The following is a 26,023-nucleotide window of genomic DNA, read 5'->3' on the forward strand; positions in this document are numbered from 1 at the left end:
CACATGGGCGCCTCAACAAGCTAAGCTCAGTTCAAATTATCCCTTGCCAACGGAGAGCCGTCCACACATGTCGTTAGTGGAATTTCCCGTACCCATCCTCGCTCGCCGCCCAGATGGACGATAACCTTACCCACGTCGCGCAACCAATTCCCCCACGCACGAAAAAGGCCGCCGAAGCGAACTCCGGCGGCCCAATCGTTTAGCAAGCGCTTTCGCTTAGCCGCCGACGGCAGCCGCGACTTCTGCTGCGAAGTCGCTTTCTTCCTTCTCGATGCCTTCACCGAGCTGGAAGCGGACATAGTCCACCAGTTCGACCTTGGCGCCGATGTCCTTGCCGGCCTGCTCGACGACCTGCGAGATCGGGGTCTTGTTGTCGATCACGTAGATCTGGCTGAGCAGCGCGTTTTCCTTGGCATATTTGCCGATCGCGCCTTCGACCATCTTTTCCTGGACGTTCTCGGGTTTGCCGCTTTCGGCAGCCTTTTCCTGCGCGATGGCGCGTTCACGCGCGATCACGTCGGCGTCGAGACCGTCGGCGGTCAGCGCCTGCGGGAAAGCGGCGGCGATGTGCATGCCGAGCTTCTTGCCGAGATCTTCCAGCTTGGCCTTGTCGCCTTCGCTTTCGAGAGCGACGAGGACGCCGATCTTGCCGAGGTCGGGGGCAACCGCATTGTGCATGTAGGGCACGATCACGCCGTTGGTGACCGAAACGGTCTTCATGCGGCGGATCTGCTGGTTTTCACCGATCGTGGCGACATTGTCGGTCAGCTTTTCGGCAACCGAACCGCCATCGGGATAGCCCGCAGCCTTGAGCGTTTCGACATCGTCACCATCGGTGCCGAGCGCGACCTGTGTGGTCTTGCGGACGAAATCCTGGAACTTGTCGTTCTTGGCGACGAAGTCGGTTTCCGAGTTCACTTCGACGGCGACGCCCTTGGTGCCTTCGACGGCAATGCCGACGAGACCTTCGGCCGCGGTACGGCTCGACTTCTTCTGGGCGGTGGCGAGGCCCTTGGCGCGCAGTGCGTCGACCGCAGCTTCGATATCGCCATCGGCGGCTTCGAGCGCCTTCTTGGCGTCCATCATGCCCGCGCCGGTCTTTTCGCGCAGGGCTTTCACGTCAGCAGCAGTGAATGCAGCCATGATAAATTCCTTTTCGATTCTATGTGCGGGCACCGGGCCTGCTGTGATCAGCGGCCCGGCGCGTACTCCGCTTGTATGACGGGAGCATGGCGCTCCCGCCTTACGAGGATTGGCTTCAGGCCGCGGCTTCTTCCGGCGGATTTTCCATCGCGCCGACATCGCGTCCGCTATCGGTCACGCCTTCGCCCTTGCCCGAACGGGCCGCATCGGCAACCGCATCGCAATAGAGCTTGATGGCGCGGGCCGCATCGTCATTGCCCGGGATCGGGAAGGCGATGCCGCTCGGATCGACATTGGTGTCGAGCACGGCGACCACGGGAATACCAAGCACGTTGGCTTCCTTGATGGCGAGATCTTCCTTGTTGGCGTCGATCACGAACATCACGTCCGGAATGCCGCCCATGTCGCGGATGCCGCCAAGCGAAAGTTCCAGCTTGTCACGCTCGCGCGTCAGCTGGAGGATTTCCTTCTTGGTCAGGCCCGACATTTCACCCGAAAGCTGCTCGTCGAGCGTCTTGAGACGCTTGATCGACTGCGAGATCGTCTTCCAGTTGGTGAGCATGCCGCCCAGCCAGCGGTGGTTGACGAAGTGCTGACCCGAAGCGAGCGCGGCTTCGCGGATCGGATCCTGCGCCTGGCGCTTGGTGCCGACGAACAGCACCTTGCCGCCCGAACGTGCTGTCGAACTGATGAAGTCGAGCGCGCGCGCAAAAAGCGGCACGGACTGCGACAGGTCGATGATGTGAATGCCGTTACGCGCGCCGAAGATATACGGCTTCATGCGCGGGTTCCAGCGGTGGGTCTGGTGGCCGAAGTGTGCGCCGGCCTCGATCAGTTGCTGCATGGTGACGGTAGGAGCCGCCATGGTCATTTCCTTTCCGGTTGTACCTCTGGAAGGCTGGAACCCGAGGATAGCGGAGCTTCCCGCGATCGGGCACCGGTATGAGCGCCTTCCATGTGGATTTGCCCGCCGTTCGAAATGGCCCGAATTGGCCGATTCACTGGCGAACGCCGCGCGCATAACGATGTCCGCCGAATAAATCCAGTGCCAATTCATCGCGGAAAAGGGGAAACCGGGCGCAAAAAGCGCTTGACAGGTGAGAACAAAAAGAGAACATTGTTCCCATCGCCGGAACATCCGGCGGCATTCCGGGGTTTTCCCGCAAATTCGCCCCGGCTGTCAACAGCTTTATGCACAGGCGGCCGGGCAGGAGATGACCGATATGTTCGCGATTGTTCTCAGTACCGCTCTCGTCCTCGCCAGCATGGCAACGGTCCTCGTGCTTGCCGATAGCGGATTGCGCTGGTGGTCCGCCTTCGGCCTGCTGAAGCAGCGGATGAAGATCGGTTATGCCACTGCCGGTTGCGGACCGCGACCTGCGACCATCGGCTCCAGCGCGCCCGGGTTCGAACGCCAGCCGCGAACCTATCCGATCATTCGGCAGTCGGCACAGCGCGCCGCCTGACCCGCGCATAACGCATTTGCGTAAAAGGAAGCAGTACCAGATAGCCAATACCGATTGCGCTGAGCGTCCACCAAGGTTCGACCAGCAGCGCCGCAAACAACAATCCTGAGAACGCCAGTACCCACAGACGGATGCCCTTGCGCGGCCGCAGGGATGTCCAGCTCGGTGTGGCCATGTTGGAAATCATCAGTAGCGCGGTCGCCACCAGCCACGGGGCGACGAAGGCCGGTTCGCGGAAGACGTCGAGCCCGGTCGCCGACCAGAGATAGAATGGCATGAAGGCAAGGCCCGCCCCCATCGGCGCGGGAACTCCGGTCAGGAAGCCGAGCGATTTGTGCGGCTGTTCTTCCATGTCGATCTGCGCGTTGAACCGGGCCAGCCGCAGCGCGCAGCAGATCGCCAGCGCCAGTGCGGCGAACCAGCCCCAGCTAGGCTCCGCCGAAAGCGACCACAGATATATGATGATGGCAGGCGCGGTGCCGAAGCTGAGCGAATCGGCAAGGCTGTCCAGTTCGGCTCCGAAACGCGATTGTGCCTTGAGCAGCCGCGCGATGCGGCCATCCATCCCGTCGAGTATCCCTGCGACGATAATCGCAACCGCGGCGGCCGCCCACTGCTCCGATATGGCGAAACGGATGCCCGTGAGGCCCGAACACAGTGCCGCTGCCGTAATCGCATTGGGCGCCATCGCCCGCAGGCTGAGCCCGCGCGACTTGCCCATCACCGGCTGCTCGTCCTCGGCAGATTTTGGACCCAGGCGGGCGCGCTCTTCCGGCTCGCGGCGAGGCTCGGGAGTGGGCAGCAGGCTCATTGCGACACACCTTCCAGCAGGGGCTGGCTACCCACGGCCGCTATCACCGTTTCCCCGGCCACAACCCTTTGACCCACCATGACATAGGATCCGGTCCCGGCAGGCAGGTAGATATCGACCCGGCTGCCGAAGCGGATCATCCCTACCCGCTGCCCTACGCCCAGCGTGTCCCCCGGTTTCACGAAGGAAACGATCCGACGCGCAATGACACCGGCTATCTGGGTGAATCCGACCTTCAGCCCGTCGGGGCGCTCGATCAGGATATGCTGCCGTTCATTGTCTTCACTCGCCTTGTCCAGGTCGGCGTTGAGGAATTTGCCCGGGACATAGACCACCCGCCGGACGACGCCCCCGATGGGGGTGCGATTGATATGAACATCAAGCAGTGAAAGAAAAATCGACACCCGCATCACGGGTTCGGGAGCAAGACCATCCACACCCGTACCATCGTCGACCGTCAATTCGCGCGGAGGTTCGACCTGCGTGATCTGAACCACCCTGCCATCGGCGGGCGAAACTATGAAACGATCATCTTGGGGAACGACGCGCTCAGGGTCGCGAAAGAATGCGAATATACCGAGAGAGAGAAAAGCCATGGGCCAGGCCAGCGTTTCCCAGGCCAGCCAGGCGAAGACCAGCGAAAGTCCGAGCGCGGCAAGACCGAATTTGCGTCCTTCCGGATGTATCCGCGGGAGGCTGGAGGGCACTTCCCCGCGTCCTTGATTATCCTGTAAGTCTCCTGCCATACACGTCCACTACGCGGGGAAAGCCGCTCTCACAAGCTTGCGACGTGCAATATTCGGTCGGTTAGAATTTCCTTCACCAAAGCATGGTAAACACCGGGTTATGAAACAGCTGGCCAAGATCACGCGCCGATGGTGTGGCGAAGTTCCGATCTATCTTTACGCGCTCGGCTGCGGCGGGGTTGTTCTATATCTCTGGGCAAGCTTCGATATCCCTTACGAGGGAGCCGGTTCCACCACCAGTTTTCAGATCATCTACACGGCGGCTATCGGCTGGTTCTTCTTCGATATCATCTACCGGTTGATCCGGGAAAGGCCGGACCGCCCGTTGGCGTGGGCGAAGAACAGATATTTCACAAGCAGCTCGCTGGCCGCCCTCATCGCCAGCGTTCCGGTATTGGCTATGTGCGCGATTCTGATACCCGTCTTTTCGAGCCTCAAGGCGATGATCCCGCTGTTCACCCAATTCGATTGGGACGTGACGTTTATCGTCTGGGAACGCAGCCTCCTGTTCGGAAACGATGCCTGGCAGGTGATGCAGCCGGTTCTCGGCTATCCCCTGGTCACTGCCGCAATCGCGGTTTCCTATCATATATGGGTGTTGCTGCTGTACCTGGGCGTCACAGTTGTGGCGCTTTCGGGCTCCGTCAACGACGACCTGCGGCGCCGCTTCTTTCTGAGCTATGCGCTTGCGTGGTCTCTGGTCGGCGGCCTGCTTGCGACCTTGCTGGCTTCGGTGGGACCAGTATTTGCCGAACCGATCCTGGGAATTCCCGATTTCGCGGCACAAATGGAATATCTTCGGTGGGCAAACCAGCAGGTGCCCGTGATGACCATTCCGGTACAGGACATGCTGCTCGAGAGCTATACCACCAAGGACAATGGTCTTGGGCGAGGCATCAGCGCCATGCCTTCGATGCATGTCGCGGTTTGCGTGCTATTCTGGCTGACGGCGCGCGAAGTGTCGAAGACGGCAGGACGCATCTTCTTCTGGTTCATGGTGCTGATCTGGATAGGGTCGGTGCACCTCGCCTATCACTATGCGCTGGACGGTCTGGTTTCGCTCGCCGCGATCTGGGGTATCTGGAAGCTGGTTCCCCATGTCTTCAAGGCATGGGACTCGCTACCCCTGCCCTGGTCTCAGCCGGCCTTTAGGACGAATACCGTCCCGGCGGAGTAGCCAGCCCCGAAGCTGCAAATCAGCCCGGTATCGCCTTCGGCCAGATCTTCGCTGTGCAGGTGGAAGGCGATGATCGAACCGGCGCTCGATGTATTGCCGTAGGTATCGAGCACGGTCGGGCTTTCGTCCTCGCTCGCTTCATGACCCAGAACCCGGTGAGCGATGAGGCGGTTCATCCCGGCATTCGCCTGATGCAACCACATGCGGCGCAAACTTGTCGGATCGAGATCGAGCCGCTGCGATTCATCGATGATCATCTGGGCAACCATCGGGACGACTTCCTTGAACACCTTGCGCCCTTCCTGGACGAACAATTTATCCGGTCCGCCGGCTTCCTCGGGATAAGCGCGGTTCAGAAAGCCGAAATTGTTTCGAATGTTGTTGGAGAAAACAGTCTTCAGCTTCGTCCCGAGTATTTCCCAATGCTCTTCAGGAGCTATCGCAGCATCCTCCACCAGAACGGCGGTCGCCACGTCCCCGAATATGAAGTGGCTGTCCCGGTCGCGCCAATTCAGATGGCCGCTGGTAATCTCCGGACTGACCACGAGGACGCTCTTCGCATTGCCGGCCCGAATATAATCCGCCGCCGTCTGGATACCGAATGTAGCGGAGGAGCAGGCAACATTCATGTCGAAGCCGAAGCCTTCAATGCCCAGTTCCTGCTGTATTTCGATTGCCATCGCCGGATAGGGCCGCTCCATATTGGACGCTGCACAGAGCACTGCATCCACATCCTCGGCCTTGCGCCCTGCCCGTTCCAGCGCCTCGCGCGCGGCCTTGACCCCGATCTCGGCGAGGATCGACAACTCGTCGTTCGAGCGCTGCCTCCAGCGCGGCGCCATGATCTCGGGGTCGAGCACCGGCTCCTTGGCCATTACGTGGCGAGCCTTGATCCCGCTTGCCTTCTCGATGAACTCGACCGAGCTTTCGGTCAGCGGCTCGACCTCGCCAGCAGCGATCGCTTCGGCATTCGCCGCGTTGTGGCGACGCACGTACTCGTTGAAACTGGCGACCAGTTCCTCGTTGGAGATGCTGTCTTCGGGCGTGAACAGCCCCGTCGCGGAAATGACGGGGCGGCCGGTCAATCGGGCAATATCGGTCATCCGAGTTGCCTAGTCTCACGCTTGGCGAACGGCAAGTGAGAGCGAAGCCAGCGGCCTGCTTTCGCGTGCATCAGTGCCCAGAGCCGACATTCAGCACTCTGCCTCCGATCAGTTATCAAGTCCGCCTCCCTGTGCTTCGGATCGGCCTTCGATCGCCATGATGTCACGGGCGAGAAACGGCATTGTCTGCTGGGCGATGCGTAACTCGCCCAGTGCCTCCTCGCGCTTGCCTTGCGCGAGCAAGGTGCGGGATAGCGAGTAGCGCAGATCTCCAACGCCAGGGCGTCTGGCGATCAAGGCGCGAACGTCCAATTCGGCTTGCCGTGCCAGGGTTTTCGGTGCGCCATGTCGCAACACCATGTCCGATTGGACGCGGGCCAGCAGCGAACGGGCAATCAGGTTCGCCTCAGGGTCGTCTGCCAATGCCTGGAGGCTGTTGCGCGCGCCGACCAGGCTTTGTTCGTCCCCAAGTCGCCAGAGCCTGTATGCCTCGGCATAACGCGCACGCGCGTCTGCTGAAATTCCGGCAGCGCCCGACGAGAAAGCCGTAACCTGCGCGTGGATGCTATTCGCAAAATGCAGCACCGCACGATCCGTTTGCGAAGGCGATATACGGTACTGTTCCGCAAACAGGACAGCGCCTGTCCGGCCATCGACGAGCTCGGTTGCCAGGTCGCGGTCTTGACCTGAATGTTCGAGCGATAGCCGTACAACATAGGCTGGCGATGTGCCTGAAGGTGGAAGGTGGTCGATGACCTGAACGCCCTCGAACTTCGAAATCGCGCGTACCATGTCGCGGCGGAGCGCCTCCCCATCGGCGGGATCGCTGCCGGACGAAGGCGACGTCGCAACCACAGCCAGCAGCGGTATGGCGGCATCATCCGTATCGCGATACTGCCATGCCAACAGCATCGCTGCGGCAAGGATCAGAACCACGCTCGCCGCCAATCCGATCTTGCGGCGGACAGACCATCCGCGTCCAGGTTGCGCAATGCCGATCTGCAAGGTGGTCCGATAGCCGTGATTGCGGACCGCTTCGATGGCCGTCCCGTCAATGCCGATCTGTTCCAGAGACTCGCGCAGCAAAGTCACCCTTTGCTTGATGGTCTCCCGGGTAACTTGCGCGTTCCAGACGATGTGCGCGATGTCCGCGAACGAGACCGGGTCGGGGCTTCGCGAGACAAGCAGGTCAAGCATGCGAAACGACAGGTCGGGCAAGCGGTGTTCATCGCCATTCGCGATGACTGCGTGACGCACCCGGCAAAGTTCCACCCTCATTTCACCAATCTTCACCGTTCTTTTCTTGTCCACTGCCTGCTTCGACCGCAGCCTCGGGGCATGACAAAGCACCTTACACGCTCCGCCCTAATCGCTCTCGCCACTATCGGATGCAACACTCCCGTTTCAGCGAACACCTCAGAAAACTCCGCCGACGCGCAACGCCGGATCGCCGATGCCATACTGGCCGCTCAGGTCGAAGCCAACGGCGTGCCCGGCATGGCAGCGGCCGTAGCCCGCGACGGTGAGCTGATTTGGACCGGCACGGCAGGATATCGCGATCTGGATCGGAAACTGCCGGTCGAGCCAGACACCAGCTTTCGGCTCGCCAGTGTTTCCAAACTGGTGACGGCAACGGCGGCGACCGTGTTGTACGATCGGAAGATGCTGGACCTTGATGCACCGGTCCAGCGCTACCTTCCTGACCGCCGCCTCGCTTGGCCTTCGGACATCTCCCTGCGGCAGCTGGCTGCGCACACATCGGGCATTCCGCATTATCAGGATGTCGATGCCGCACGCGGAGGAATCCATTTCGGCACGGTGGACGAAGCGGTCGAGATTTTCGCCAACCGCCCGCTCCTTTTCGCACCCGGCACGAGCTACCAATACAGTTCCTACGGATATACCCTGCTAAGTGCCGCCATTGAGGGTGGCGCTGGTATACCTTTCCTCTCCTTTGTTTCGCGCGCGATCACCAACGATCTGCCTTTGCACCCGGATCTCGTCCCCGATCCGCAGCATGACACCGTGGCCTATGAATTCGAAGGCGGCACGATCAAGCCTGCCGATCCGCACGATTACAGCTACTCATGGGGCGGCGCGGGTTTCCGCGGGACGGCACCCGGCGTCGCGATGTTCGGGGCACGGGTGATGCGCCATGGTTTCCTCTCGTCCGAGGCACGGGCGATGATGTGGACACCAACTCAGATGAACGATGGCTCACCGGTGGCTGACGGCGAAGACAGGATTGCGTTCGGCTGGCGCATCGGAACGGACTCGGATGGCCAGAGGATCGCGCATCATGCCGGCGTTGCGATTGGCGCACGCAGCGCGCTGATAGTTTACCCTGACAGCGGGGATAGCGTCAGCGTTTTGTCGAACGCCGTCTGGGTTTCGGACATCAAGGAAACCGCAGCGACGCTGGCCGCGCCGTTCCGGGCCGATCCGACGGGTCCGCAAACGCCGTGTCCGATCCGGGCAACCGCATATACAGGCAGCTTTGGCGACAAGCCGGTTGCCGGGACGGTGCGGTTCACAATGCTGGACGGGATATGTCGCGGGACACTGGGCCTCGGCAATGCCGCTGGCAACTGGTTCGACGCATTGCCGCAGGGCAGCACCGACTATCTGACGGTCATATCGATCTTTCCCGGCGACCGACTTGATCGCGGTGCTCTGGTGACACCCAGCGGAGCCTATGATTTCCGCCGACAGGACGACGGCAGCTACGTTGCGGTGCTGAGTCCGACCCGCAAGTTCGTCGTCCGATTGCAGCGCTGAACGAAGACACCGGTGCTGCTCGCTTCCTCGCTGGCAGCTGCCAATATGCTTGTGTCCTAGGCCGTTGAAAGAAAGGGGGGTGGTGGACAGGGCTGGATTCGAACCAGCGTACGCTTGCGCGGGCAGATTTACAGTCTGCTGCCTTTAACCACTCGGCCACCTGTCCACACCGGTTCACCATCTTTCCCGAAAACGGGCGAAAGAGCGGGGATGCGCTGGGGCATCCCCTGCCGAGAGGCGCCCCTTTGGCGAAGCGGCGCTTGCCTGTCAATGCCCTCGCTGGCAGGAGCGCGACGCAATCTCGATTACAGGACATGAAGCATGGCAAAAGGCGAACGCAAACGCGCATTGAGGGGCCGGGCCGGCCGCATGAAGGGCGGGCGCGGAAGCGGCCGGGCAAGTCCGGGACAGGTCCGTCTGTGGGGACGCCACGCGGTCGAAGCGGCGCTCAAGAACCCGGACAGGCAGCACCGCAAGCTTTGGGCGACGCGCGAAGGCGTGGCCTCGCTCGACGGCGAACTGCCGGCCGATTTCCCCGTCGAATATGCCGATGTCCAGGACCTCGCCCGCCTCGTTGCCAAGGATGCCCCGCATCAGGGACTGGTTCTCGAGTGCGCGACGCTGGAAGACCGTTTCCTCGACGAAGTTCTCGACGGCGATCCGGCGCGTCCGATCATTGTGCTCGATCAGGTAACCGATCCGCACAATGTCGGCGCGATCATGCGCTCGGCGGTGGCCTTCAACGCAGCCGCCCTCGTCACGCAGGATCGGCACGCGCCTCCCGAAGGCGGGGTGATCGCCAAATCGGCATCCGGCGCGCTCGAGACGCTGCCATGGATTCGCGTGGTCAATCTCGCCCGCGCAATGGAAGAAATGGCCGAGGCAGGATATTGGCGCATCGGTCTGACCGGCCATACAGAAACTACATTCGCCGAAGCGTTGCCCACAGGTCCCGTAGCAATTGTTCTGGGCGCGGAAGGCGAAGGCATGCGCCAGAATATCGAAGCGCATTGCGATGCCTTGGCGAAATTGCCGATTTCTAACGAAATCGAAAGCCTCAACGTGTCCAACGCGGCGGCGATCGCGCTATATGCGGTAGCTACAAGGGACTGACTACAGACAGGGGGATTTACCGTGACGAGTATTTCGATGAAGCTGCGCGCATGCGGACTGGCTACGGCGAGTTCGCTAGCGCTCACAGGCTGCCTGCTCACGCCGGGTGCCTTCACCAGTGAATTGCACCTGATGCAGGATGGCGCTTTCAGCTACAGCTACGACGGCGAGATCCAGATGCTCGCCCTGTCGAAACTAGCGGAAATGGCCGATCAGCCGGAAGAGTTCGAGGCCGAGTGCTGGGACGAGGAATTCGAAACCCGCGAATGCACACCTGCCGAAGTCAAGGAACAACGCGCAGAATGGGACGCGGCCGCAAGCGAACGCGAGGCGGAACGCGAGAAGGAGGCCGAGCAGATGAGGGCCGTTCTCGGCGGGATCGACCCTTCGGATCCCGAAGCGGCGCAGGAACTGGCCGACAAACTGGAACGTCAGCGGGGCTGGGAAATGGTCACCTACAAGGGTGACGGGCTGTTCGATGTCGACTTCCGCATATCGGGCAGCCTGACCCATGATTTCGCTTTTCCGACGATCGAGAAGATGCCGATGGGCAGCATGTTCGTCACCGTAATGTTGCGAGACGAAAATCAGGTCCGTATCGATGCTCCCGGATTTGCGGCACAGGGTGGCGGGAATCCGATGCAGGGCATGATGGCTGGTATGGCCGGCCTCGCCCAGCTGGCGGAGGATGAGGACATAGGAAAGATCGCCGTGCCCGAGGGTACGTTCACGATTGTCACTGACGGACGCATCCTCGCCAATAATACCGATGAAGGTCCGGCGGCGCATTCACTAGGTCAGACGCTGGTCTGGGAAATCAGCCCGCGCACGGAACAGGCACCGACGGCCCTGATTGCGTTCGACTGAATAGATGAAGACACGAAAAACGCCGCGGCCACTCGCGTGACTGCGGCGTTTTTATGTAAGGACAGAAACGTGTCTTAGTTGACGGCGTCCTTCAGGCCCTTGCCAGCCTTGAACTTGGGCTGGTTCGAAGCAGGAATGTTCATCGGTTCGCCGGTACGCGGATTGCGACCGGTCGAGGCCTTGCGCTTGGCGACCGAGAAGGTGCCGAAGCCGACCAGACGAACTTCATCGCCCTTCGAAAGCGACTTGGTGATAGCGTCGAACACACCTTCGACAGCGCTTGACGCGTCGCTCTTCGACAGGCCGCTAGCTTCCGCGACAGCACCGATCAGATCGTTCTTGTTCATATTCTTTAGAACCCCCTCAATTCGAGTTTTGAATTATGGCCTGGTGAATCGTTTCACCCGAGAGGCAGCGAATTGAGAGGCTTTTGGCCCGCGTGTCAAAGGCAAAATCCGCAATAATTGGCGGTTTTTGGCCTTGAAGACCCGATTGTGCGGCAAAACGAGCTTTTGTTGTGCCGCAACGAGACATCTCGCTGCGGCGCAACAAATCAATTGCTAATGCGCCGTCGGCGATGCGCCGGTCACTTGTGGGTGGCCCGGCTGGCTTGCCAGATCGTCCGCCTCGGTCCACTCGATCGGATCGGGGAGCGAAGTCAAAGCGTGTTCGAGCACTTCGTCGACGTGGGATACCGCGACGATCTCGAGCCCTTCCTTCACGTTTGCCGGAATTTCGGCGAGATCCTTTACGTTCTCTTCGGGAATAAGCACCTTCTTGATCCCGCCCCGCAGCGCCGCGAGCAGTTTTTCCTTCAGGCCGCCGATAGGCAGAACCCGGCCGCGCAGTGTCACTTCGCCAGTCATCGCCACATCGGGCCGTACTGGCACGCCCGACAGGGTCGAGACGATGGAGGTAACCATGCCGATGCCCGCGCTGGGACCGTCCTTGGGCACAGCGCCTTCGGGCAGGTGGATATGGATGTTCTTGCGCTGGAAGATGCTCGGCTTGATACCGTAATGCGGGGCGCGCGCCTTCACAAAGCTGAAGGCCGCGGCAACGCTTTCGTTCATCACCTCGCCCAGCTTGCCGGTCGTCTTGATCTCGCCCTTGCCCGGCGTGGTCACGCTTTCGATGGTCAGCAATTCGCCGCCCACCTCGGTCCACGCCAACCCGGTAACCGCGCCGACCTGCGCTTCTTCTTCGCCCATGCCATGCTTGAACTTGCGCACACCGGCGAAGTCGGAAAGGTTTTCGGGCGTGATCGTGACGCTTTCCGCCTTCCCTTCGAGGATGCGGCGCAGGCTCTTGCGGCATAGCCGGGCAAGCTCGCGCTCCAGCGTGCGGACGCCTGCCTCACGCGTGTAATAGCGGATCAGGTCGCGCAGCGCCTCTTCGGTCAGCTCGAACTCGCCTTCCTTGAGGCCGTGATCCTTGACCTGCTTGGCGAGCAGGTGGCGGGTCGCGATCTCGACCTTCTCGTCCTCGGTATAACCTTCCAGCCGGATGATCTCCATGCGGTCGAGCAGGGGCTGCGGCAGGTTGAGGCTGTTCGCCGTGGTGACGAACATGATGTCCGACAGGTCGAGGTCGAGTTCCAGATAATGGTCCTGGAACTTGTTGTTCTGTTCGGGATCCAGAACCTCAAGCAAAGCCGAGGCCGGATCGCCGCGGAAATCCTGGCCCAGCTTGTCGATCTCGTCGAGCAGGAACAACGGGTTGATCTTGCCCGCCTTCTTGAGATTGCTGACGATCTTGCCCGGAAGCGAGCCGATATAGGTGCGGCGGTGGCCGCGGATTTCGGCTTCGTCGCGCACGCCTCCCAGCGACTGGCGAATGAATTCGCGCCCGGTCGCCTTGGCGATGCTCTTGCCGAGGCTGGTCTTGCCGACACCCGGAGGGCCGACGAGGCACAGGATCGGGCCCTTCAGCTTGTTGGTGCGCGCCTGCACGGCGAGATATTCGATGATCCGGTCCTTGACCTTCTCCAGCGCATAATGATCCGCGTCGAGGATTTCCTGCGCCTTGCCGATATCTTTCTTGACCTTGCTCTTCTTGCCCCAGGGCAGGCCGAGCAACACGTCGAGATAGTTGCGGATGACGGTCGCCTCGGCGCTCATCGGCTGCATGGCCTTGAGCTTCTTCAGTTCGCTTTCCGCCTTAGTGCGCGCTTCCTTGCTGAGCTTGGTCTTGCCGATCTTCTCGGTCAGTTCGGCGATCTCGTTGCCGCCGTCCTCGTCGCCGTCGCCCAGCTCGTTCTGGATCGCCTTCAACTGCTCGTTGAGGTAATATTCGCGCTGGGTCTTCTCCATCTGCCGCTTCACGCGGCCACGGATGCGGCGCTCCACCTGCAGGACAGACAGTTCGCCTTCCATGAAGGACATCACCATTTCGAGGCGCTTCAGCGGATCGGTCTCGACCAGCAGGGATTGCTTGTCGGAAACCTTGGCCTGGATGGCCGCAGCGATGGTATCGGCGAGCTCGCCCGCATCATCGATTTCGCCGAGCTGTTCAGCAGCATCGTCGCCGATCTTCTTGTTGAGTTTGGCATATTCGCCGAATTGCTCGATCACCTGGCGCATCATCGCGCTGATCTCGGTGCCCGAAGCGGTCGGCTCCTCGATCATCGAAACTTCGGCGGCGACATATTCACCGACCGTGCGCAGTTCGTGCAGCTTGGCACGTTCCTGCCCTTCGACCAGCACGCGGACGGTGCCGTCGGGCAGCTTGAGCAGCTGGAGGACCTGCGCGATCACACCGGTGTCATAAAGATCGCGGGCTTCGGGATCGTCACAGCCCGGATCGAGCTGCGACAGGAGGAAAATGTCCTTCGAACCTTCCATCGCAGCTTCGAGCGCCGCAACCGACTTGTCGCGCCCGACGAAGAGCGGGACGACCATGCCGGGAAAAACGACAATGTCGCGCAGGGGAAGGAGGGGAAAGGTCTCGGTCATATAATCAGTCCATTTGCGGCCCGGAGCGGGGCCTGCGTCTCGCGAGGGAATATGGGTAGCGGACCGCCCGGGCGCAATGTCCGCCCCGGGTTAAGCTGTGCACAGCGCGATCTGTTAAGCTTCGGCAGCTGCAATCCGAGACATGGACCGCATGGACCACTGTCCAGGAGGCAAAAACCTGACAACTTGTGCAGCGGGGGATTCGAGGGCCGAGCCAGCTCGAAAACAGGCATGCCATCCGGCGCTAGCACGGGGTCACCGATGTAGGACAGCAGCCCGTGCCGGAGCGTAGAAGCGTTACCCAAATCCGGGAATATTCATGCCCGGCGGCAGGCCCATGCCACCCTGGATCTTTTCCATTTCCTCGGCCGACTTGCGGTCCGCCTTGTCGCGCGCATCGTTGAAAGCTGCGGCCACGAGGTCTTCGACCATCTGCTTTTCTTCCACCTTCATCAGGCTTTCGTCGATCGTCACGCCGATGATGCGTCCGCGTGCTGTGGCACGCACCTTGACCAGACCGCCGCCGGCCGCGCCTTCGACCTCGATATTGTCGAGCTTGGCCTGAACATCGTTCATCTGGGTCTGGATCTGCTCGGCAGCCTTCTGCGCGGCAGCGATCATTTCTTCCATCGACTTCATAGGATCGTCCTCATGCTCTGCGGTTCCAGGGAACCTCGCGCCGGATCGGGGGAAGTTCGGCGCCGTCTTCGATTATTTCGGCATCGGGAAAGGCAGCTTCAACCGCTTTCACCATGGGATGTTCTCGCATGGCCGCTTTTGCAGCCTCGCGCTCGGATTTTTCGTGCTCGACCATCGAGGGTCGCGCCTGCTCCGGATCGCCAGTTTCGAGCTGCCAGCGGGTCTCGGTCACTGCATAGAGCGCATCGCGCAGTACCGGTTCGATGGCATCGGAATATTTCGCGTCGCGGGCGTAGACCAGCCTGCCCATCTCCACGCTGATCGGGCGGATTTGCAAGCGCATGATGCTTTCGGCCTGCAATTTTCCGGCCGCAGAGACCTTTTCGACCAGCTCTTCCCAATCGAGCGAGGCCGTCGGAGCGCTCGCCCCGCTCTCGCCAGCCTCGCTTGCAGGGGCCGGCCCGCGCGCTGCGAGGTCCTCGATCTGTTTGGCCAGCTTGCCGGGATCGGGCATGTCTGAGGCGTGCAGCACGCGCAGCAGCGCCATGCGCGCCGACACCAGCGGATCGGGCGCCTGCCGCACTTCCTCGTGCCCCTTGAGCAGGAGTTGCCACAAGCGGTGGACCTGGCCGACAGAGAGACGCTCCGCCCATTCGGTCAGCTGTTCGCGTTCCTCGGCAGTGGTCGCATCGGCTTCTCCGCCCGAAACCTGCGCGAGCGCAATCCGGTGCGTGAGGTCCATTAGCGAACGCATCAGCGCCAGCGGTTCGACACCCAGCGCATACTGGTCGTCCACCGCAGTCAGTGTGGCCTTCGCATCGCCATTGAGGATGTGGGCGAAGAGCCGCCGCTGTGCGCCCCGGTCGGCGAGGCCCAGCATGTCGCGCACGCGCTCCGCCGTGACCATGCCGCCGGTATCCATGTCGGCATGGGCAATGGCCTGATCGAGGATCGACAGCCCGTCACGCACCGAACCTTCGGCGGCATTGGCGACGATGTGAATCGCCTCTTCCTCCGCCTCGACGCCTTCCTTGCGGCAGATCTCGGTAAAATGCGCCTCGAGCAGTTCGACAGGTATGCGCCGCAGGTCGAACCGCTGCGTCCGGCTGAGCACCGTGACCGGCAGTTTATCGACCTCGGTCGTTGCGAAGAGGAACTTCACATGCGCGGGCGGTTCTTCCAGCGTCTTGAGCAACGCGTTGAAGGCGTTGCGCGAGAGCATGTGGACCTCGTCGATGATGTAGATCTTGTAACGCGCACTGACCGCGGCATAGCGTACCGCCTCGATGATTTCGCGCACATCGTCGACGCCAGTATGGCTGGCGGCGTCCATTTCGATCACGTCGATATGGCGGCCTTCGGCGATGGCCGTGCACGGTTCGCACACGCCGCAGGGGCTGATCGTGGGACCGCCCTTCCCGTCCGGCCCGATGCAGTTCAGGGCCTTGGCGATGAGGCGCGCGGTCGAGGTCTTGCCCACCCCGCGAACACCGGTCATCAGAAAGGCATGGGCCAGCCGGTCGCGCGCGATCGCATTGGCCAGTGTGCGGACCATGGCATCCTGCCCGATCAACTCGGCAAATGTCTGCGGACGGTATTTGCGCGCGAGCACGCGATAGGGCTGTGCCGGTTCGGCAGAGGGAGCGGTGGAGGCTTCGGTCGGGACCGCTGCCGCTTCGACAGGTTCCTTTGCCGGTTCCTCGGCAGGAGCAGGCGGCGTCTCGGGCTCGGGCACATCGCCGAACATCGAATTCTGCCCCGCGGCCTCCAGTTCGGCGGCGCTCGGCGCATCCTCTTCCGCATCGGTCTCCCAGGGAAGGCCGTCAGTACTATCCGGTGAATCACCCATGCAGGTTTAGGTAGGCGCAGACGCGCCGAATGTCATGAAGGGTGTGGGAAAATAAAGGAGCCGAGCGACCCGCCGCAATTCACCTGGGCTGCTTCCTTCCGGACCTGACCCGGTGAGCGAACGCAAACGTCCACCCGACTCCCGGCGCGCCATATGGCGATGTGGGAGCTAGAAATCAATCACCGAAAGTTGTCGGCGTAAGCCTGGATCTTGAGAGACCTGGGAGGCGTGGCGTGAACGCGAGCGGCGATGCCGTATTTCTCGGCATAGGCTTTCGCCTCTTCCTTGGTCGGAAACGTCAGCAACACCTGCGCCTGCGTATCGCTGCTGCCGGTCCAGCCCATCAACGGGTCTGCGTGACGCGCCTCGGATTGCTCGAATTCGAGCACCCATTCATCGGTACGGGCCCTGCCCGACTGCATCGCGTTCTTGGGTCGCTGATAGATTCTGGCGGTCATGTAGTGCCCTGTAATTCAGCCTTCGCTTCTTGAAAAGGCGTTCTTGGTCTTCAAACTGGGCTTTTCCATCCAGGGCTCCTCAGGCCAGCGGTGCTTGGGATAGCGGCCTTTCATGTCCTTGCGCACATCGTCCCAGCTGCCGCGCCAGAAGCCGGGCAAGTCGCGGGTCGCCTGGATCGGGCGTCCGGCGGGGCTGGTCAGCTTGAGCAGGAGCGGAGTCTTGCCCACAACCGGATGGCGATCCAGTCCGAACAGCGCCTGCACGCGGACTTCGACGCTCGGCGCATCGTCTCCGGTATAGTCGATCCGGTGTGAGGTTCCGGCAGGCGAGGTGAATTCACGCGGCGCCTCGCGGTCGAGCCGCTGGCGGGTGTCCCAATCGAGCATGCCGAGCAGCGCATCGACGAGCTTTCCCCTGGGCACGTCGCAGTCGCGCCGCCCCCCGAGCAGCGGTGCCAGCCATACATCGGCGGTCTCGGCCAGCTTGGAAGCAGCGAACGCGTCCAGTCCGATGAAGGCGGCGCGCGCCTGCAGATCGGCAGGAACAAGTTTTGCCGTGTTCTTCAACGCCTTTTCCACCAACATATCCACAAGCGCCTGTGGATCGGGGTCGGGATCGGGGCCGGCAGCGAGCGTTATGGCGCCCAATCGCTTCTCCAGCAGCGTTTCGACTCGGTCGCCTTTCCAGCGCATTACCGGGCGGCGTTCGATGCGCTCGTCCAGCCAGAGTTCCAGATCACTCTCGTCTAGAGCGATAGCGGAGGTAATCCGCGCGCCTTTCGCCTGTCCCTGCGCATCGCCGATCACTAGGAATTCGGCGCGCGCCAGAGAGGATGCCGGATCGAGCATAAAGCCGCGCCCGCCCGCAGCAATCCAGTTCTCGCCCGAAGGATCGCGGCGCTTGGCCACGAAGTCGGGACGACCTGCAGCAAGGAGGATGGCTGGCGGGACGTCCCGCCTCTCACGCCGCTGGGTCAGCGTGTTCGCCAGCTTCGCCCATCGTTCGGCCAGCTTGCGGCTGGCCTCCGCACGAGTTCCGCGATCGCCGTTCCACCGGGCAAGTCGGGCCTCGAGATCCTCTCCGCGCCCGCCCAGCCCGCGCTCCTGCAGGAGCAGCGCCAGCCGTGCAGCAGTGTCTGCCGCGCCATGCTCTGCGCCGAACAGCACCATCGCAGCCGAGGACGGATCGAGCGGCAGGCCCGCAAGCTGCTGCCCCCGCTCCGTAATACGCCCTTCCCCGTCCAGCGCACCGAGCCCTTCCAGTGTCTGGCGCGCCGCCGAAACCGAGGCGGCTGGCGGGGGATCGAGCCATTGCAGGCTCGCCGGATCGCTCGTCCCCCATTTGGCAAGGTCGAGCACCAGCGGCGCAAGGTGGGCAGTCTCCATCTCGGGCGGATCGAAAGCGGGCCTTCCCGCATGTCCGGCTTCCTCCCACAAGCGGTATGCTACGCCCGGCCCCTGCCGCGCCGCGCGCCCCGCTCGCTGCGCGGCGGCAGCCTGGCTGGCGCGATGGGTTACGAGATGCGTCGTCCCGGCCGCCCGGTCGAATTCGGCACGGCGCGAAAGGCCGGCATCGACCACCACGGAAACCCCGTCCAGCGTCAGCGAGGTTTCGGCAATCGCGGTCGCCAGCACGATCCGCCGGCGGCCCTCTGGATCGCGGCGGATCGCGGCGCGCTGGTCGGCGGGCTGGACCTGGCCGTGAAGCGGCAGGACCAGCGCTTGGGGCAGCTGCTCCGCCAGCCGCTCGCGGGTCCGCTCGATCTCGCCCACGCCCGGCAGGAAGGCGAGGATATCACCCTCTTCCTCGCGCCAGGCAATGGCGATTGCCGAGGTCACCGCGTCTTCCACGCGCGTCTGGGGCGAGGAACCCAGCCAGCGGATGTCCAGCGGATATGCGCGGCCCTGGCTTTCGATAACAGGCGTGCCTTCGCCCATCAGCGAAGCGAAGCGCGAGCCGTCGATGGTCGCCGACATGACGAGGACCCGCAGGTCCTCGCGCAGCACCGCCTGAGTTTCCAGCGCCAGCGCCAATCCAAGGTCGCTATCGAGATGCCGCTCATGCGCCTCGTCGAATAGCACGGCGGAGATGTCGGACAGTTCGGGATCGTCCAGGATGGTGTTTACGAAGATCGCTTCGGTCACCACCAGCACCCGTGTCCTGGCAGAGCGCTTGCTATCGAGGCGGGTGAGATAGCCGATGGTCTCGCCCGGCTTCTCGCCCAGCATCTCTGCCATGCGCTCCGCCGCCGCACGTGCGGCCACGCGGCGGGGCGAAGTCAGGATGATCGTGCCGGTGCACCAGTCTTCGCCAAGCAGCGCAGGCGCGACCGCGGTCGTCTTGCCCGCCCCGGGCGGCGCGACGAGCACCGCTTCACTTCTTGCGCGAAGGGCCGACAAAAGGCCGGGCAAGACAGCATGTATGGGGAGCGCTTCGGTCACGGATTCGCTCTTCGCATACATCCCGCCCCTGCACAGCCCCCACTCCAACGGCATTTTTCAAGCCGTTGTAAAATGACCCTTTCACCATTGCATTAGGTGAAACCGAGAGAAAGCTGCTATTCTGCTGCTTCCTTGTTCTTCCGATCGGGTGGGTGGAGCGGGGTTTTTTGCCGATGCATCGCCAACAGGCGGGCATGCGAAGGGCCGCGAAACAAGGGAGAAATACATGAAAAAGATAATGACGGCGCTTGCCGCCTTTACATTCGCTACGAGCATGACCGCTTGCAGTAGCGCGGATGACACCGAAGCCGTCGCGGAAACCGCAGGCATCGCGGGCGACTGGAAGGTCGATCTCGATTCGGCACAGTGGGAAAACGATGTCGGCGAATATGTACTTGCCGACGGCACCTACAACTGCCTTTCCTGCAATCCGCCCTTCGAAGTAGCAGCCGATGGCGGCTGGCACGATGTCGCAATCCCTGCAACCGACAGTATAATGATGGAAGTTGTCGATGATAATACGGTTCGCTCCGCGGGCCGCCTGAATGGTGAAGACACAGGCAGTTCGACCTGGACCGTGAGCGAAGACGGCAATGCACTGGAAGTCAGCTGGACGAACCTTCGCGGCGATCAGCCGGTGAGCGGCAAGACCAGCTATACCCGGACCGAAGCTGGACCCGAAGGTTCACATGCGGTGTCGGGCAAATGGACCACTGCCGGTGTGAGCGACATCGATGAGGCGGGCCTGCGCTTCAGCTTCGGGCTCGACGGCGACACGATCACCAGCCGGGGCAATTCGGAAAGCTATACCGCAACTCTCGGTGGTGATGCCGTGGCGATCGACGGAAACGATGCCGGCGAAATGGTCAAGGTCGAGAGGACCGGTGACAACAGCTTCCTCGAAACCTACACCCGCGATGGCGAGATTGTTGCAACTACCGAACTGACAATCGACGGCGACACGCTCAATGGTGTCTCTACCGATCCGCGCAACGGCAGCGTCGTGCGCTGGTCGGCAACACGCCAGTAACAATGTGATCTCCCGGCCGCCACGCGCGGTCGGGAGCCATTTTGCTCTGAATCAATACCCCCGTGAAACCGCGAAAAGCGCGGCCTGCGTCATGGCGCGGCGGGCCTTGCCGTCGGGGAAGATCGACAGGGCATCGATAGCGCGCTGTGCGAAATGCCGCGCGCGGGCCTTGGTGTCGGCGACGGCGTTATGGCTGTCGATCAGGCGGATCGCCTCTTCCAGATCGGCGTCCGATGTGCGGAAACCGCCGATGGCGGCCTTCCAGAATTCCCGCTCTTCCTCGCTTCCGCGCGCGTAGGCGAGGATGACCGGCAGGGTCATCTTGCCTTCGCGAAAATCGTCGCCGCGATCCTTGCCCATTTCTTCAGCATCCGAATCGTAATCGAGCGCGTCGTCGACCAGCTGGAATGCGACCCCGAGATTGCGGCCATATTCGTCGAGCGCGCGCTCTTCCTCCTCGCTACTTTCGGCGACCACGGCCGCAATACGGCTGGCGGCGGCGAAAAGCGCGGCGGTCTTGGCGCGGATGATGTGGAGATAGCGTTCCTCGCTCGTATCGATCTTGCGCTGGGCAGTCAGCTGGTCGACCTCCCCCTCGGCGATGATCGCGCTGGCGCCCGAGAGAATCTTGAGCACCTTCAGGCTGCCGTCCTCGGTCATCAGCTCGAAACTGCGGCTGAAGAGGAAATCTCCGACCAGCACGGTGGCGGGATTGCCGAAAATGATGTTCGCCGCCGCCTTGCCGCGCCGCAGGTCGCTGCCGTCGACGACATCGTCATGCAGCAGGGTGGCGGTGTGGATGAACTCCACCGCGGCGGCGAGCTTGTAATGACGTGCGCCGGTGTAACCCACCAGTTCAGCGCCCGCGAGGGTCAGCATCGGCCGGAGACGTTTACCGCCGCCGGAGATCAGATGCCCGGCCAGCGCGGGAATCAGGGGTACCTCGCTCTGCATCCGATCGAGAATGACCTGGTTGACTTGATTCATGCCCTGCGCGGTCAGCGCCAGCATGGGCTCGATCGAGGGCTGCGGGGCCTTGCGCGGCAGGGGAACGACGTCTGCTGTCATGTCAGCTTGGCCATGTCCTGCCTAACCTTTCTTGGCAAGAGCCGGATTGGCGCTAATCTGGCAAGCGATGACGCAGGACGCGCAACAACCCGCCGCCGAAGACCCAACGCTCGCGAGTTTTCGCAAGAGCATCGACAATATCGATGCCGCGCTGGTCCATATGCTCGCCGAACGATTCCGGATCACGCAGGCGGTCGGCGCCTATAAAGCGAAAGCTACTTTGCCCCCCGCCGATCCGGCGCGCGAGGCCGAGCAGATCGCCCGCCTTCGCCGCCTGGCCGAAGAGAGCGAGCTAGACCCGGAGTTCAGCGAGAAATTCCTGCGCTTCATCATCGACGAGGTTATCCGCCACCACGAAAGGGCGCGGCAGGACGAAGCCTAATCGTCGTGCTTGCGGTCCCTGCCTGACGGATTGGGGACGGCAGTCGTGCGCCGCTGTTGCCTTACAGGACGTTCCGCCCGGGCGGGCGGGCGGGACTGCGGCGGGGCAGGACGAACCTGTCTCGCGCCAGCCGCGGCAGGCGGGACCCGACCTTGTCGCCTGGACTCGCGGGCCTCCCGGCGCTGGTTGCGTGCTGCGGCTTCTGCCGCACCGCGTACAGCGCCAGCAGCGAAACCTTCGTCCCTGTCGCGGCGGCCGCCGGTACGATGATCGCGGTAATGTCCATCGCGATCACGCCTGTAGCCGCCCCAGTTATCGCGAATGTCACGGGCACCACCGCGCCGCGCTATCCAATAGTTGCGGTGGCGGTCGTTCCAGCGGTGACGATGGCCGCGCCGGTCGTATACGTAGTAGCCGGTGCCGGGGTAATAATAGTCGTCGTACCAGCCGTAATAGGAATCATAATACGGGTCGTAATAGGGATCGTAGTACCCGCCCGAATTATATCCCACGCCCACCGATACGCTGGAGCCATAGGGATCGAGCATCGTGGCGCAGCCTGACAATGCCAGGCCGGAAGCCATGACGAGCCCCATGCGAAGCGCGGGGAATTTACGGGGTGCGATCTTGTCCATGACACGTGTTATGTCAGCGACGGATTGAACAGCGCGTGAATTAGATACCCGGCCGCGGCAGGCGCAAGGTTACCATCAGACCGCCCAGGTCCTCGCTTTCACTCAGTTCAACCGTGCCCGCATAGATTTCTGCCACATCGCGGACAATGGCCAGGCCCAATCCGGTGCCCGGTTTGCCCGTGTCCAGCCGCGCACCGCGATCGAAAATCCGCTCGCGCTGCGCTTCGGGGATGCCGGGGCCGTCATCTTCCACCCAGATAATGCACTGCTCCGAGCCCGGCTGCGCGTCGACGGTGACGAATACGCTGCCTCCACCATATTTTGCGGCATTCTCGATCAGATTGCCGAGGATTTCGTCGAGATCCTGGCGCTCCATGGCGACGGCGGCATGGCGGTTTCCGTCCAGGTCGAAGCGCGTATCCTCGTAAATCCTCGTCACCGCACGCAATACGCTTTGCACGCTGGGCCAGACTTCGGCGCGGGTATGCCCCGATGCGCGCCGTCCGACCGCCCTCGCCCTGGCAAGGTGATGCTCGACGTGACGCTGCATGGTTTTCGTCTCGCGGCAGACGAGGTCCGACAGTTTGGGATCATGGGCCGTTGCCGCATTGGTCAGGACCGTAAGCGGCGTCTTGAGCGCGTGGGCGAGGTTCCCTGCATGGGTGCGGGCCTCTTCCGCCTGTCTTTCGCTATGGGCCAGAAGCGCGTTGATTTCCTCCACCAGCGGCTCGACCTCGAGTGGTAGCGGATCGTCGATCCGGTTGGCCCCGGCCGAGCGCATCGACTGGATTGCAGCGCGTACGCGGCGGAGCGGGGACAGCCCGTAATAGCTTTGCAGCACGGCCATGATCAACAGCCCGAGGCCGAGCGCCGCGAAGCTCCACACCAGGATCGAGCGGATGCGTGATATCTGGAAATCCAGTTCTTCCCGCGCCGAAGCGACGGTAAAGGTCCAGCGCGTTTCGCTGTCCGGCAGGATGATATTGCGCTCCACCACGCGCAGCGGTTCGTCGGGGAACTGGTTGCTGTCGTAGAAGTGGGGCGCGTCGTCCACATCGTCGCTCCGCACCTCCAGTGTCCGGTCCCACAGGCTGCGGCTGGGATAGGGGTCCCTGCCCGGCCCGGTAATCTGCCAGTACACGCCACTGTTGACCTCGAGAAAGCGCTGGTCGCCGAGCGAACGATAGAAGCGCACGTCTCCCCAATCGTCGACCTCTGCCGAAGCGATCAGGGCGGTGAGGACGTATTCGAGCTGGTCGTCGAAATTGTTCTGGACCTGACTGGTCAGCGCCCTTTCGAGCGCAAAACCTCCGCCAAGCAGCAATACCGATATCCAGATTGCCGCGATCGCCATCATGCGTGCGGCCAGGCTCCGCCGCGGGGCGGCGGGCGTGGCTACGGTGACGGGATCGCCATCGGATGCGGACGCAGTGGCGTCTGCGTGCGGGGAACCCGCCGCCGGACGCGCGCCGCCCACACCTTCTTCAGGATGCGCGCGGCTGGTCAGCGGGGTCGTCGAGGCTGTAACCGAGTCCACGGATCGTTGTGATTACCTCTGCACCCAGCTTCTTGCGGATGCGTGTGACGAAGACCTCGATCGTATTCGAATCGCGGTCGAAATCCTGATCGTAAATGTGTTCGATCAGTTCGGTACGGCTGACTACCTTGCCCTTGTGGTGCATGAGATAGGACAGCAGCTTGTATTCCTGCGCAGTCAGCTTGACCGGTTCGCCCTTCAAAGTCACCCGGCCCGAACGTGTGTCGAGACGCACGTCGCCGGCGGTCAGTTCGCTGGAGGTATTGCCCGAAGCGCGGCGGATAAGCGCACGCAGGCGGGCGATCAGTTCCTCGGTCTGGAAAGGCTTGGCGAGATAATCGTCCGCGCCCGCATCGAGACCGGCCACCTTGTCGGACCAGCTGTCACGCGCGGTGAGAACAAGGACAGGGAACTTTCGCCCTTCCTTGCGCCACATGCCGAGCACGGTCAGCCCGTCGATCTCCGGCAAGCCCAGATCCAGGATGACGGCATCGTAATCCTCGGTCGAACCGAGAAAATGCCCGTCTTCGCCATCGGTCGACAGGTCGATCGCATAACCGTTCTGTTCCAGCGTGCTCTTGAGCTGCAGGCCGAGCGTCGGCTCGTCTTCGACGATCAGGATTCTCATGAATTTCCGTCCTCGCTAATAATCTTGCGCATGTCGTTCATGTAGATGAACGCGTCAAGATGAACGAGGTTTCTGATCGCCGAATACTCAGCGGCTGCGACGCAGGATCCGGCCCGTCCGGGCGTCCACATCGACATAGAGCACACGTCCGTCGCGAATGAATTTAAGGCGATAGGCCATGGCCGTCGAATCGTAATCGAAACCTAGATATTCCGCATTCTTCATCATCGGCAGAACGCGATTCTCGATCTCGCGAGCGCGCAGGATATTGCCTGCGCGCATTTCCTTGCGCGCTTCGCCCTGATCGGAACGACGCTGCGCTTCCGCCGGTGTTGCGGCAAGCGGCCCGGCAATGAGGCCAAAGGCGAGCAAGGATGCGAGGATTGGTTTCATGACAGCTGTGTGCCTATCGCCGGAGCATTGAACAAGGTGTGAATACCCTTGTTCACACCGGTTCAGCGGGTCATCTCGTATTTCACCGTGACGCTGATGCCCGTGCTGACGAGGCCCGGCTCGACCGGTGCCGATTCGTCCTTGGCCATCATGCGGCTGGCAGTGACCACGATCGGCTGCGGACCCGAACGGCCCCGGATGGATTCGTTGATCTCCAGCAGGCGGATGTTCGAATAGCCTGCCATCGAGGCGTATTCGCGGGCCTGGGCTTCCGCCCTTTGCATCGCGGCACGGCGGGCCGAAGCCTTGGCAGCTTCGTCATCCTCGAGACTGAAATGCGGCCCGTTGAGGTCGGTCGCACCTGCCGCCACCAGCGCGTCCAGCACTTCGCCGGTTTCCTCGATCTCGCGCAGCTTGACCGTGACGCGATTACTGGCCTGGTATCCGCGGAACACCTGTTCCTGCCGCTGCTGGTCGTAATCGTAGCGCGCATTGAGGTTGATGCTGCTGGTCTGGATATCGCGCTCCGCCACGCCCAGCGATTTGATGCGATCAATCACAGCGCGCATCGCCTGCGAATTCTGGCGCAGCGCCTCCACGGCCGTCGGCGCGTTGGTCGTCACCCCGGCGCCCACCGTTACGATATCCGGTTCGGCCTCCACTTCTTCCATCACGGTCAGTTCGACCACAGGGCCGGATGACGCGATCTGTACTTCGGCGGCATGGGCGCTCATCGGAACGGCGGCAGTAAGCATCAGGGCTGGAACGGCATAACGCGTCATGGGCAAATCTCCTTTTGTCGAG

25 protein-coding genes, 1 tRNA gene and 1 other RNA gene are annotated in these 26,023 nt (G+C 62.2%); 7 read left to right on the top strand and 20 right to left on the bottom strand.

From position 1 onward, the window contains the following. Positions 1-216 precede the first annotated feature (216 nt). Together tsf and rpsB are read right to left on the bottom strand one after the other, a co-directional pair. Positions 217-1,143 carry a translation elongation factor Ts gene (gene tsf, locus K3180_RS07720; RefSeq protein ID WP_221539644.1) on the bottom strand — a complete coding sequence of 309 codons (927 nt, stop codon included), beginning with the start codon at positions 1,141-1,143 and terminating at the stop codon, positions 217-219. Positions 1,144-1,258: 115 nt separating this feature from the next. Continuing rightward, complete coding sequence (rpsB, locus tag K3180_RS07725) at positions 1,259-2,008, bottom strand: 30S ribosomal protein S2 (protein WP_221539646.1); 750 nt, start codon at positions 2,006-2,008, stop codon at positions 1,259-1,261. A 349-nt stretch (positions 2,009-2,357) separates the two neighbouring features. Here rpsB and K3180_RS07730 point away from each other — a divergent pair, with 349 nt between their 5' ends. After that, positions 2,358-2,609 (top strand): hypothetical protein, encoded by a 252-nt coding sequence (locus K3180_RS07730; protein ID WP_221539648.1) that lies wholly within the window; start codon positions 2,358-2,360, stop codon positions 2,607-2,609. On the opposite strand, the gene K3180_RS07735 is transcribed toward K3180_RS07730, so the two are convergent. Both K3180_RS07735 and K3180_RS07740 read right to left on the bottom strand, forming a co-directional pair. After that, positions 2,578-3,420 carry a CDP-alcohol phosphatidyltransferase family protein gene (locus K3180_RS07735; protein ID WP_221539649.1) on the bottom strand — a complete coding sequence of 281 codons (843 nt, stop codon included), beginning with the start codon at positions 3,418-3,420 and terminating at the stop codon, positions 2,578-2,580. The genes K3180_RS07730 and K3180_RS07735 overlap by 32 nt on opposite strands. Continuing rightward, complete coding sequence (locus K3180_RS07740; RefSeq protein ID WP_221539650.1) at positions 3,417-4,166, bottom strand: phosphatidylserine decarboxylase; 750 nt, start codon at positions 4,164-4,166, stop codon at positions 3,417-3,419. Before K3180_RS07740 ends, K3180_RS07735 begins: the two co-directional genes overlap by 4 nt. Before the next feature lie 100 nt (positions 4,167-4,266). On the opposite strand from K3180_RS07740, the gene K3180_RS07745 reads away from it, so the two are divergent. Next, positions 4,267-5,343, top strand: coding sequence for a phosphatase PAP2 family protein (locus K3180_RS07745; RefSeq protein WP_221539652.1), 1,077 nt, complete (start codon positions 4,267-4,269; stop codon positions 5,341-5,343). Here K3180_RS07745 and K3180_RS07750 read toward each other — a convergent pair. After that, positions 5,304-6,446, bottom strand: coding sequence for a beta-ketoacyl-ACP synthase III (locus tag K3180_RS07750; protein ID WP_221539654.1), 1,143 nt, complete (start codon positions 6,444-6,446; stop codon positions 5,304-5,306). The two genes, K3180_RS07745 and K3180_RS07750, sit on opposite strands and share 40 nt — an antisense overlap. Before the next feature lie 108 nt (positions 6,447-6,554). After that, a complete protein-coding gene (locus K3180_RS07755; protein ID WP_221539655.1) occupies positions 6,555-7,757 on the bottom strand; it encodes a winged helix-turn-helix domain-containing protein in 1,203 nt (400 codons plus the stop codon). A 27-nt stretch (positions 7,758-7,784) separates the two neighbouring features. On the opposite strand from K3180_RS07755, the gene K3180_RS07760 reads away from it, so the two are divergent. After that, positions 7,785-9,224: a serine hydrolase domain-containing protein gene (locus K3180_RS07760; protein WP_221539657.1), complete on the top strand. Its 1,440-nt coding sequence runs from the start codon at positions 7,785-7,787 to the stop codon at positions 9,222-9,224. A gap of 80 nt (positions 9,225-9,304) precedes the next feature. On the opposite strand, the gene K3180_RS07765 is transcribed toward K3180_RS07760, so the two are convergent. After that, positions 9,305-9,390, bottom strand: a tRNA-Tyr gene (locus tag K3180_RS07765). Between the two features lie 155 nt (positions 9,391-9,545). Between K3180_RS07765 and rlmB the strand changes: the two genes are divergently transcribed. After that, on the top strand, positions 9,546-10,337 hold the full coding sequence (gene rlmB / locus K3180_RS07770; protein ID WP_221539660.1) for a 23S rRNA (guanosine(2251)-2'-O)-methyltransferase RlmB: 792 nt from the start codon (positions 9,546-9,548) through the stop codon (positions 10,335-10,337). Between the two features lie 21 nt (positions 10,338-10,358). Next, positions 10,359-11,204: a hypothetical protein gene (locus tag K3180_RS07775; protein ID WP_221539661.1), complete on the top strand. Its 846-nt coding sequence runs from the start codon at positions 10,359-10,361 to the stop codon at positions 11,202-11,204. Between the two features lie 74 nt (positions 11,205-11,278). On the opposite strand, the gene K3180_RS07780 is transcribed toward K3180_RS07775, so the two are convergent. From K3180_RS07780 to hrpB, 7 genes are all read right to left on the bottom strand, one after another. Next, positions 11,279-11,551: an HU family DNA-binding protein gene (locus tag K3180_RS07780; protein ID WP_006834374.1), complete on the bottom strand. Its 273-nt coding sequence runs from the start codon at positions 11,549-11,551 to the stop codon at positions 11,279-11,281. A 213-nt stretch (positions 11,552-11,764) separates the two neighbouring features. Beyond that, entirely contained in the window at positions 11,765-14,158 is a 2,394-nt protein-coding gene (gene lon, locus K3180_RS07785; RefSeq protein WP_221539663.1) for an endopeptidase La, read from the bottom strand. 297 nt (positions 14,159-14,455) lie between these two features. After that, a complete protein-coding gene (locus K3180_RS07790; protein ID WP_221539665.1) occupies positions 14,456-14,797 on the bottom strand; it encodes a YbaB/EbfC family nucleoid-associated protein in 342 nt (113 codons plus the stop codon). Between the two features lie 10 nt (positions 14,798-14,807). Beyond that, entirely contained in the window at positions 14,808-16,646 is a 1,839-nt protein-coding gene (locus K3180_RS07795) for a DNA polymerase III subunit gamma/tau (protein WP_221539667.1), read from the bottom strand. A 50-nt stretch (positions 16,647-16,696) separates the two neighbouring features. Further along, positions 16,697-16,791, bottom strand: an RNA gene (gene ffs / locus K3180_RS07800) — signal recognition particle sRNA small type. Positions 16,792-16,825: 34 nt separating this feature from the next. Next, on the bottom strand, positions 16,826-17,104 hold the full coding sequence (locus K3180_RS07805) for an ETC complex I subunit (RefSeq protein ID WP_221539669.1): 279 nt from the start codon (positions 17,102-17,104) through the stop codon (positions 16,826-16,828). A 15-nt stretch (positions 17,105-17,119) separates the two neighbouring features. Next, positions 17,120-19,567, bottom strand: coding sequence for an ATP-dependent helicase HrpB (gene hrpB, locus K3180_RS07810; RefSeq protein WP_221539853.1), 2,448 nt, complete (start codon positions 19,565-19,567; stop codon positions 17,120-17,122). Positions 19,568-19,772: 205 nt separating this feature from the next. Here hrpB and K3180_RS07815 point away from each other — a divergent pair, with 205 nt between their 5' ends. Further along, positions 19,773-20,576: a hypothetical protein gene (locus K3180_RS07815; RefSeq protein WP_221539671.1), complete on the top strand. Its 804-nt coding sequence runs from the start codon at positions 19,773-19,775 to the stop codon at positions 20,574-20,576. Positions 20,577-20,627: 51 nt separating this feature from the next. Here K3180_RS07815 and K3180_RS07820 read toward each other — a convergent pair whose 3' ends face one another. Continuing rightward, a complete protein-coding gene (locus K3180_RS07820) occupies positions 20,628-21,644 on the bottom strand; it encodes a polyprenyl synthetase family protein (RefSeq protein WP_221539673.1) in 1,017 nt (338 codons plus the stop codon). 67 nt (positions 21,645-21,711) lie between these two features. Here K3180_RS07820 and K3180_RS07825 point away from each other — a divergent pair, with 67 nt between their 5' ends. Next, the gene (locus K3180_RS07825; RefSeq protein WP_221539674.1) at positions 21,712-22,026 is read left to right on the top strand and encodes a chorismate mutase; all 315 of its coding nucleotides are present in this window, start codon (positions 21,712-21,714) and stop codon (positions 22,024-22,026) included. On the opposite strand, the gene K3180_RS07830 is transcribed toward K3180_RS07825, so the two are convergent. The 5 genes from K3180_RS07830 to K3180_RS07850 form a co-directional block, all read right to left on the bottom strand. After that, entirely contained in the window at positions 22,023-22,661 is a 639-nt protein-coding gene (locus K3180_RS07830) for a peptidase (protein ID WP_221539676.1), read from the bottom strand. The two genes, K3180_RS07825 and K3180_RS07830, sit on opposite strands and share 4 nt — an antisense overlap. Before the next feature lie 40 nt (positions 22,662-22,701). Beyond that, positions 22,702-24,198 carry a sensor histidine kinase gene (locus K3180_RS07835; protein WP_425594522.1) on the bottom strand — a complete coding sequence of 499 codons (1,497 nt, stop codon included), beginning with the start codon at positions 24,196-24,198 and terminating at the stop codon, positions 22,702-22,704. Next, positions 24,146-24,826, bottom strand: a complete 681-nt coding sequence (locus K3180_RS07840; RefSeq protein WP_221539679.1) for a response regulator transcription factor — start codon at positions 24,824-24,826, stop codon at positions 24,146-24,148. Before K3180_RS07840 ends, K3180_RS07835 begins: the two co-directional genes overlap by 53 nt. A gap of 87 nt (positions 24,827-24,913) precedes the next feature. Further along, positions 24,914-25,219: a PepSY domain-containing protein gene (locus tag K3180_RS07845; RefSeq protein ID WP_221539681.1), complete on the bottom strand. Its 306-nt coding sequence runs from the start codon at positions 25,217-25,219 to the stop codon at positions 24,914-24,916. Positions 25,220-25,281: 62 nt separating this feature from the next. Continuing rightward, on the bottom strand, positions 25,282-26,001 hold the full coding sequence (locus K3180_RS07850; protein ID WP_221539684.1) for an SIMPL domain-containing protein: 720 nt from the start codon (positions 25,999-26,001) through the stop codon (positions 25,282-25,284). Between the last annotated feature and the right edge of the window lie 22 nt (positions 26,002-26,023).

The organism is Qipengyuania huizhouensis, from assembly GCF_019711635.1.
GTDB classification, from domain to species: Bacteria; Pseudomonadota; Alphaproteobacteria; order Sphingomonadales; family Sphingomonadaceae; genus Qipengyuania; species Qipengyuania huizhouensis.

Bases quoted from the DNA above. Each gene is read 5' to 3' on its own strand.
- tsf (WP_221539644.1), bottom strand. From the start codon at position 1,143: ATGGCTGCATTCACTGCTGCTGACGTGAAAGCCCTGCGCGAAAAGACC.
- K3180_RS07780 (WP_006834374.1), bottom strand. From the start codon at position 11,551: ATGAACAAGAACGATCTGATCGGTGCTGTCGCGGAAGCTAGCGGCCTG.
- K3180_RS07740 (WP_221539650.1), bottom strand. From the start codon at position 4,166: ATGGCAGGAGACTTACAGGATAATCAAGGACGCGGGGAAGTGCCCTCC.
- K3180_RS07805 (WP_221539669.1), bottom strand. From the start codon at position 17,104: ATGACCGCCAGAATCTATCAGCGACCCAAGAACGCGATGCAGTCGGGC.
- K3180_RS07750 (WP_221539654.1), bottom strand. From the start codon at position 6,446: ATGACCGATATTGCCCGATTGACCGGCCGCCCCGTCATTTCCGCGACG.
- K3180_RS07730 (WP_221539648.1), top strand. From the start codon at position 2,358: ATGACCGATATGTTCGCGATTGTTCTCAGTACCGCTCTCGTCCTCGCC.
- rpsB (WP_221539646.1), bottom strand. From the start codon at position 2,008: ATGGCGGCTCCTACCGTCACCATGCAGCAACTGATCGAGGCCGGCGCA.
- K3180_RS07850 (WP_221539684.1), bottom strand. From the start codon at position 26,001: ATGACGCGTTATGCCGTTCCAGCCCTGATGCTTACTGCCGCCGTTCCG.
- K3180_RS07735 (WP_221539649.1), bottom strand. From the start codon at position 3,420: ATGAGCCTGCTGCCCACTCCCGAGCCTCGCCGCGAGCCGGAAGAGCGC.
- K3180_RS07845 (WP_221539681.1), bottom strand. From the start codon at position 25,219: ATGAAACCAATCCTCGCATCCTTGCTCGCCTTTGGCCTCATTGCCGGG.
- lon (WP_221539663.1), bottom strand. From the start codon at position 14,158: ATGACCGAGACCTTTCCCCTCCTTCCCCTGCGCGACATTGTCGTTTTT.
- hrpB (WP_221539853.1), bottom strand. From the start codon at position 19,567: ATGTATGCGAAGAGCGAATCCGTGACCGAAGCGCTCCCCATACATGCT.
- K3180_RS07795 (WP_221539667.1), bottom strand. From the start codon at position 16,646: ATGGGTGATTCACCGGATAGTACTGACGGCCTTCCCTGGGAGACCGAT.
- K3180_RS07840 (WP_221539679.1), bottom strand. From the start codon at position 24,826: ATGAGAATCCTGATCGTCGAAGACGAGCCGACGCTCGGCCTGCAGCTC.
- K3180_RS07825 (WP_221539674.1), top strand. From the start codon at position 21,712: ATGACGCAGGACGCGCAACAACCCGCCGCCGAAGACCCAACGCTCGCG.
- K3180_RS07790 (WP_221539665.1), bottom strand. From the start codon at position 14,797: ATGAAGTCGATGGAAGAAATGATCGCTGCCGCGCAGAAGGCTGCCGAG.
- K3180_RS07830 (WP_221539676.1), bottom strand. From the start codon at position 22,661: ATGGACAAGATCGCACCCCGTAAATTCCCCGCGCTTCGCATGGGGCTC.
- K3180_RS07815 (WP_221539671.1), top strand. From the start codon at position 19,773: ATGAAAAAGATAATGACGGCGCTTGCCGCCTTTACATTCGCTACGAGC.
- rlmB (WP_221539660.1), top strand. From the start codon at position 9,546: ATGGCAAAAGGCGAACGCAAACGCGCATTGAGGGGCCGGGCCGGCCGC.
- K3180_RS07820 (WP_221539673.1), bottom strand. From the start codon at position 21,644: ATGACAGCAGACGTCGTTCCCCTGCCGCGCAAGGCCCCGCAGCCCTCG.
- K3180_RS07745 (WP_221539652.1), top strand. From the start codon at position 4,267: ATGAAACAGCTGGCCAAGATCACGCGCCGATGGTGTGGCGAAGTTCCG.
- K3180_RS07760 (WP_221539657.1), top strand. From the start codon at position 7,785: ATGACAAAGCACCTTACACGCTCCGCCCTAATCGCTCTCGCCACTATC.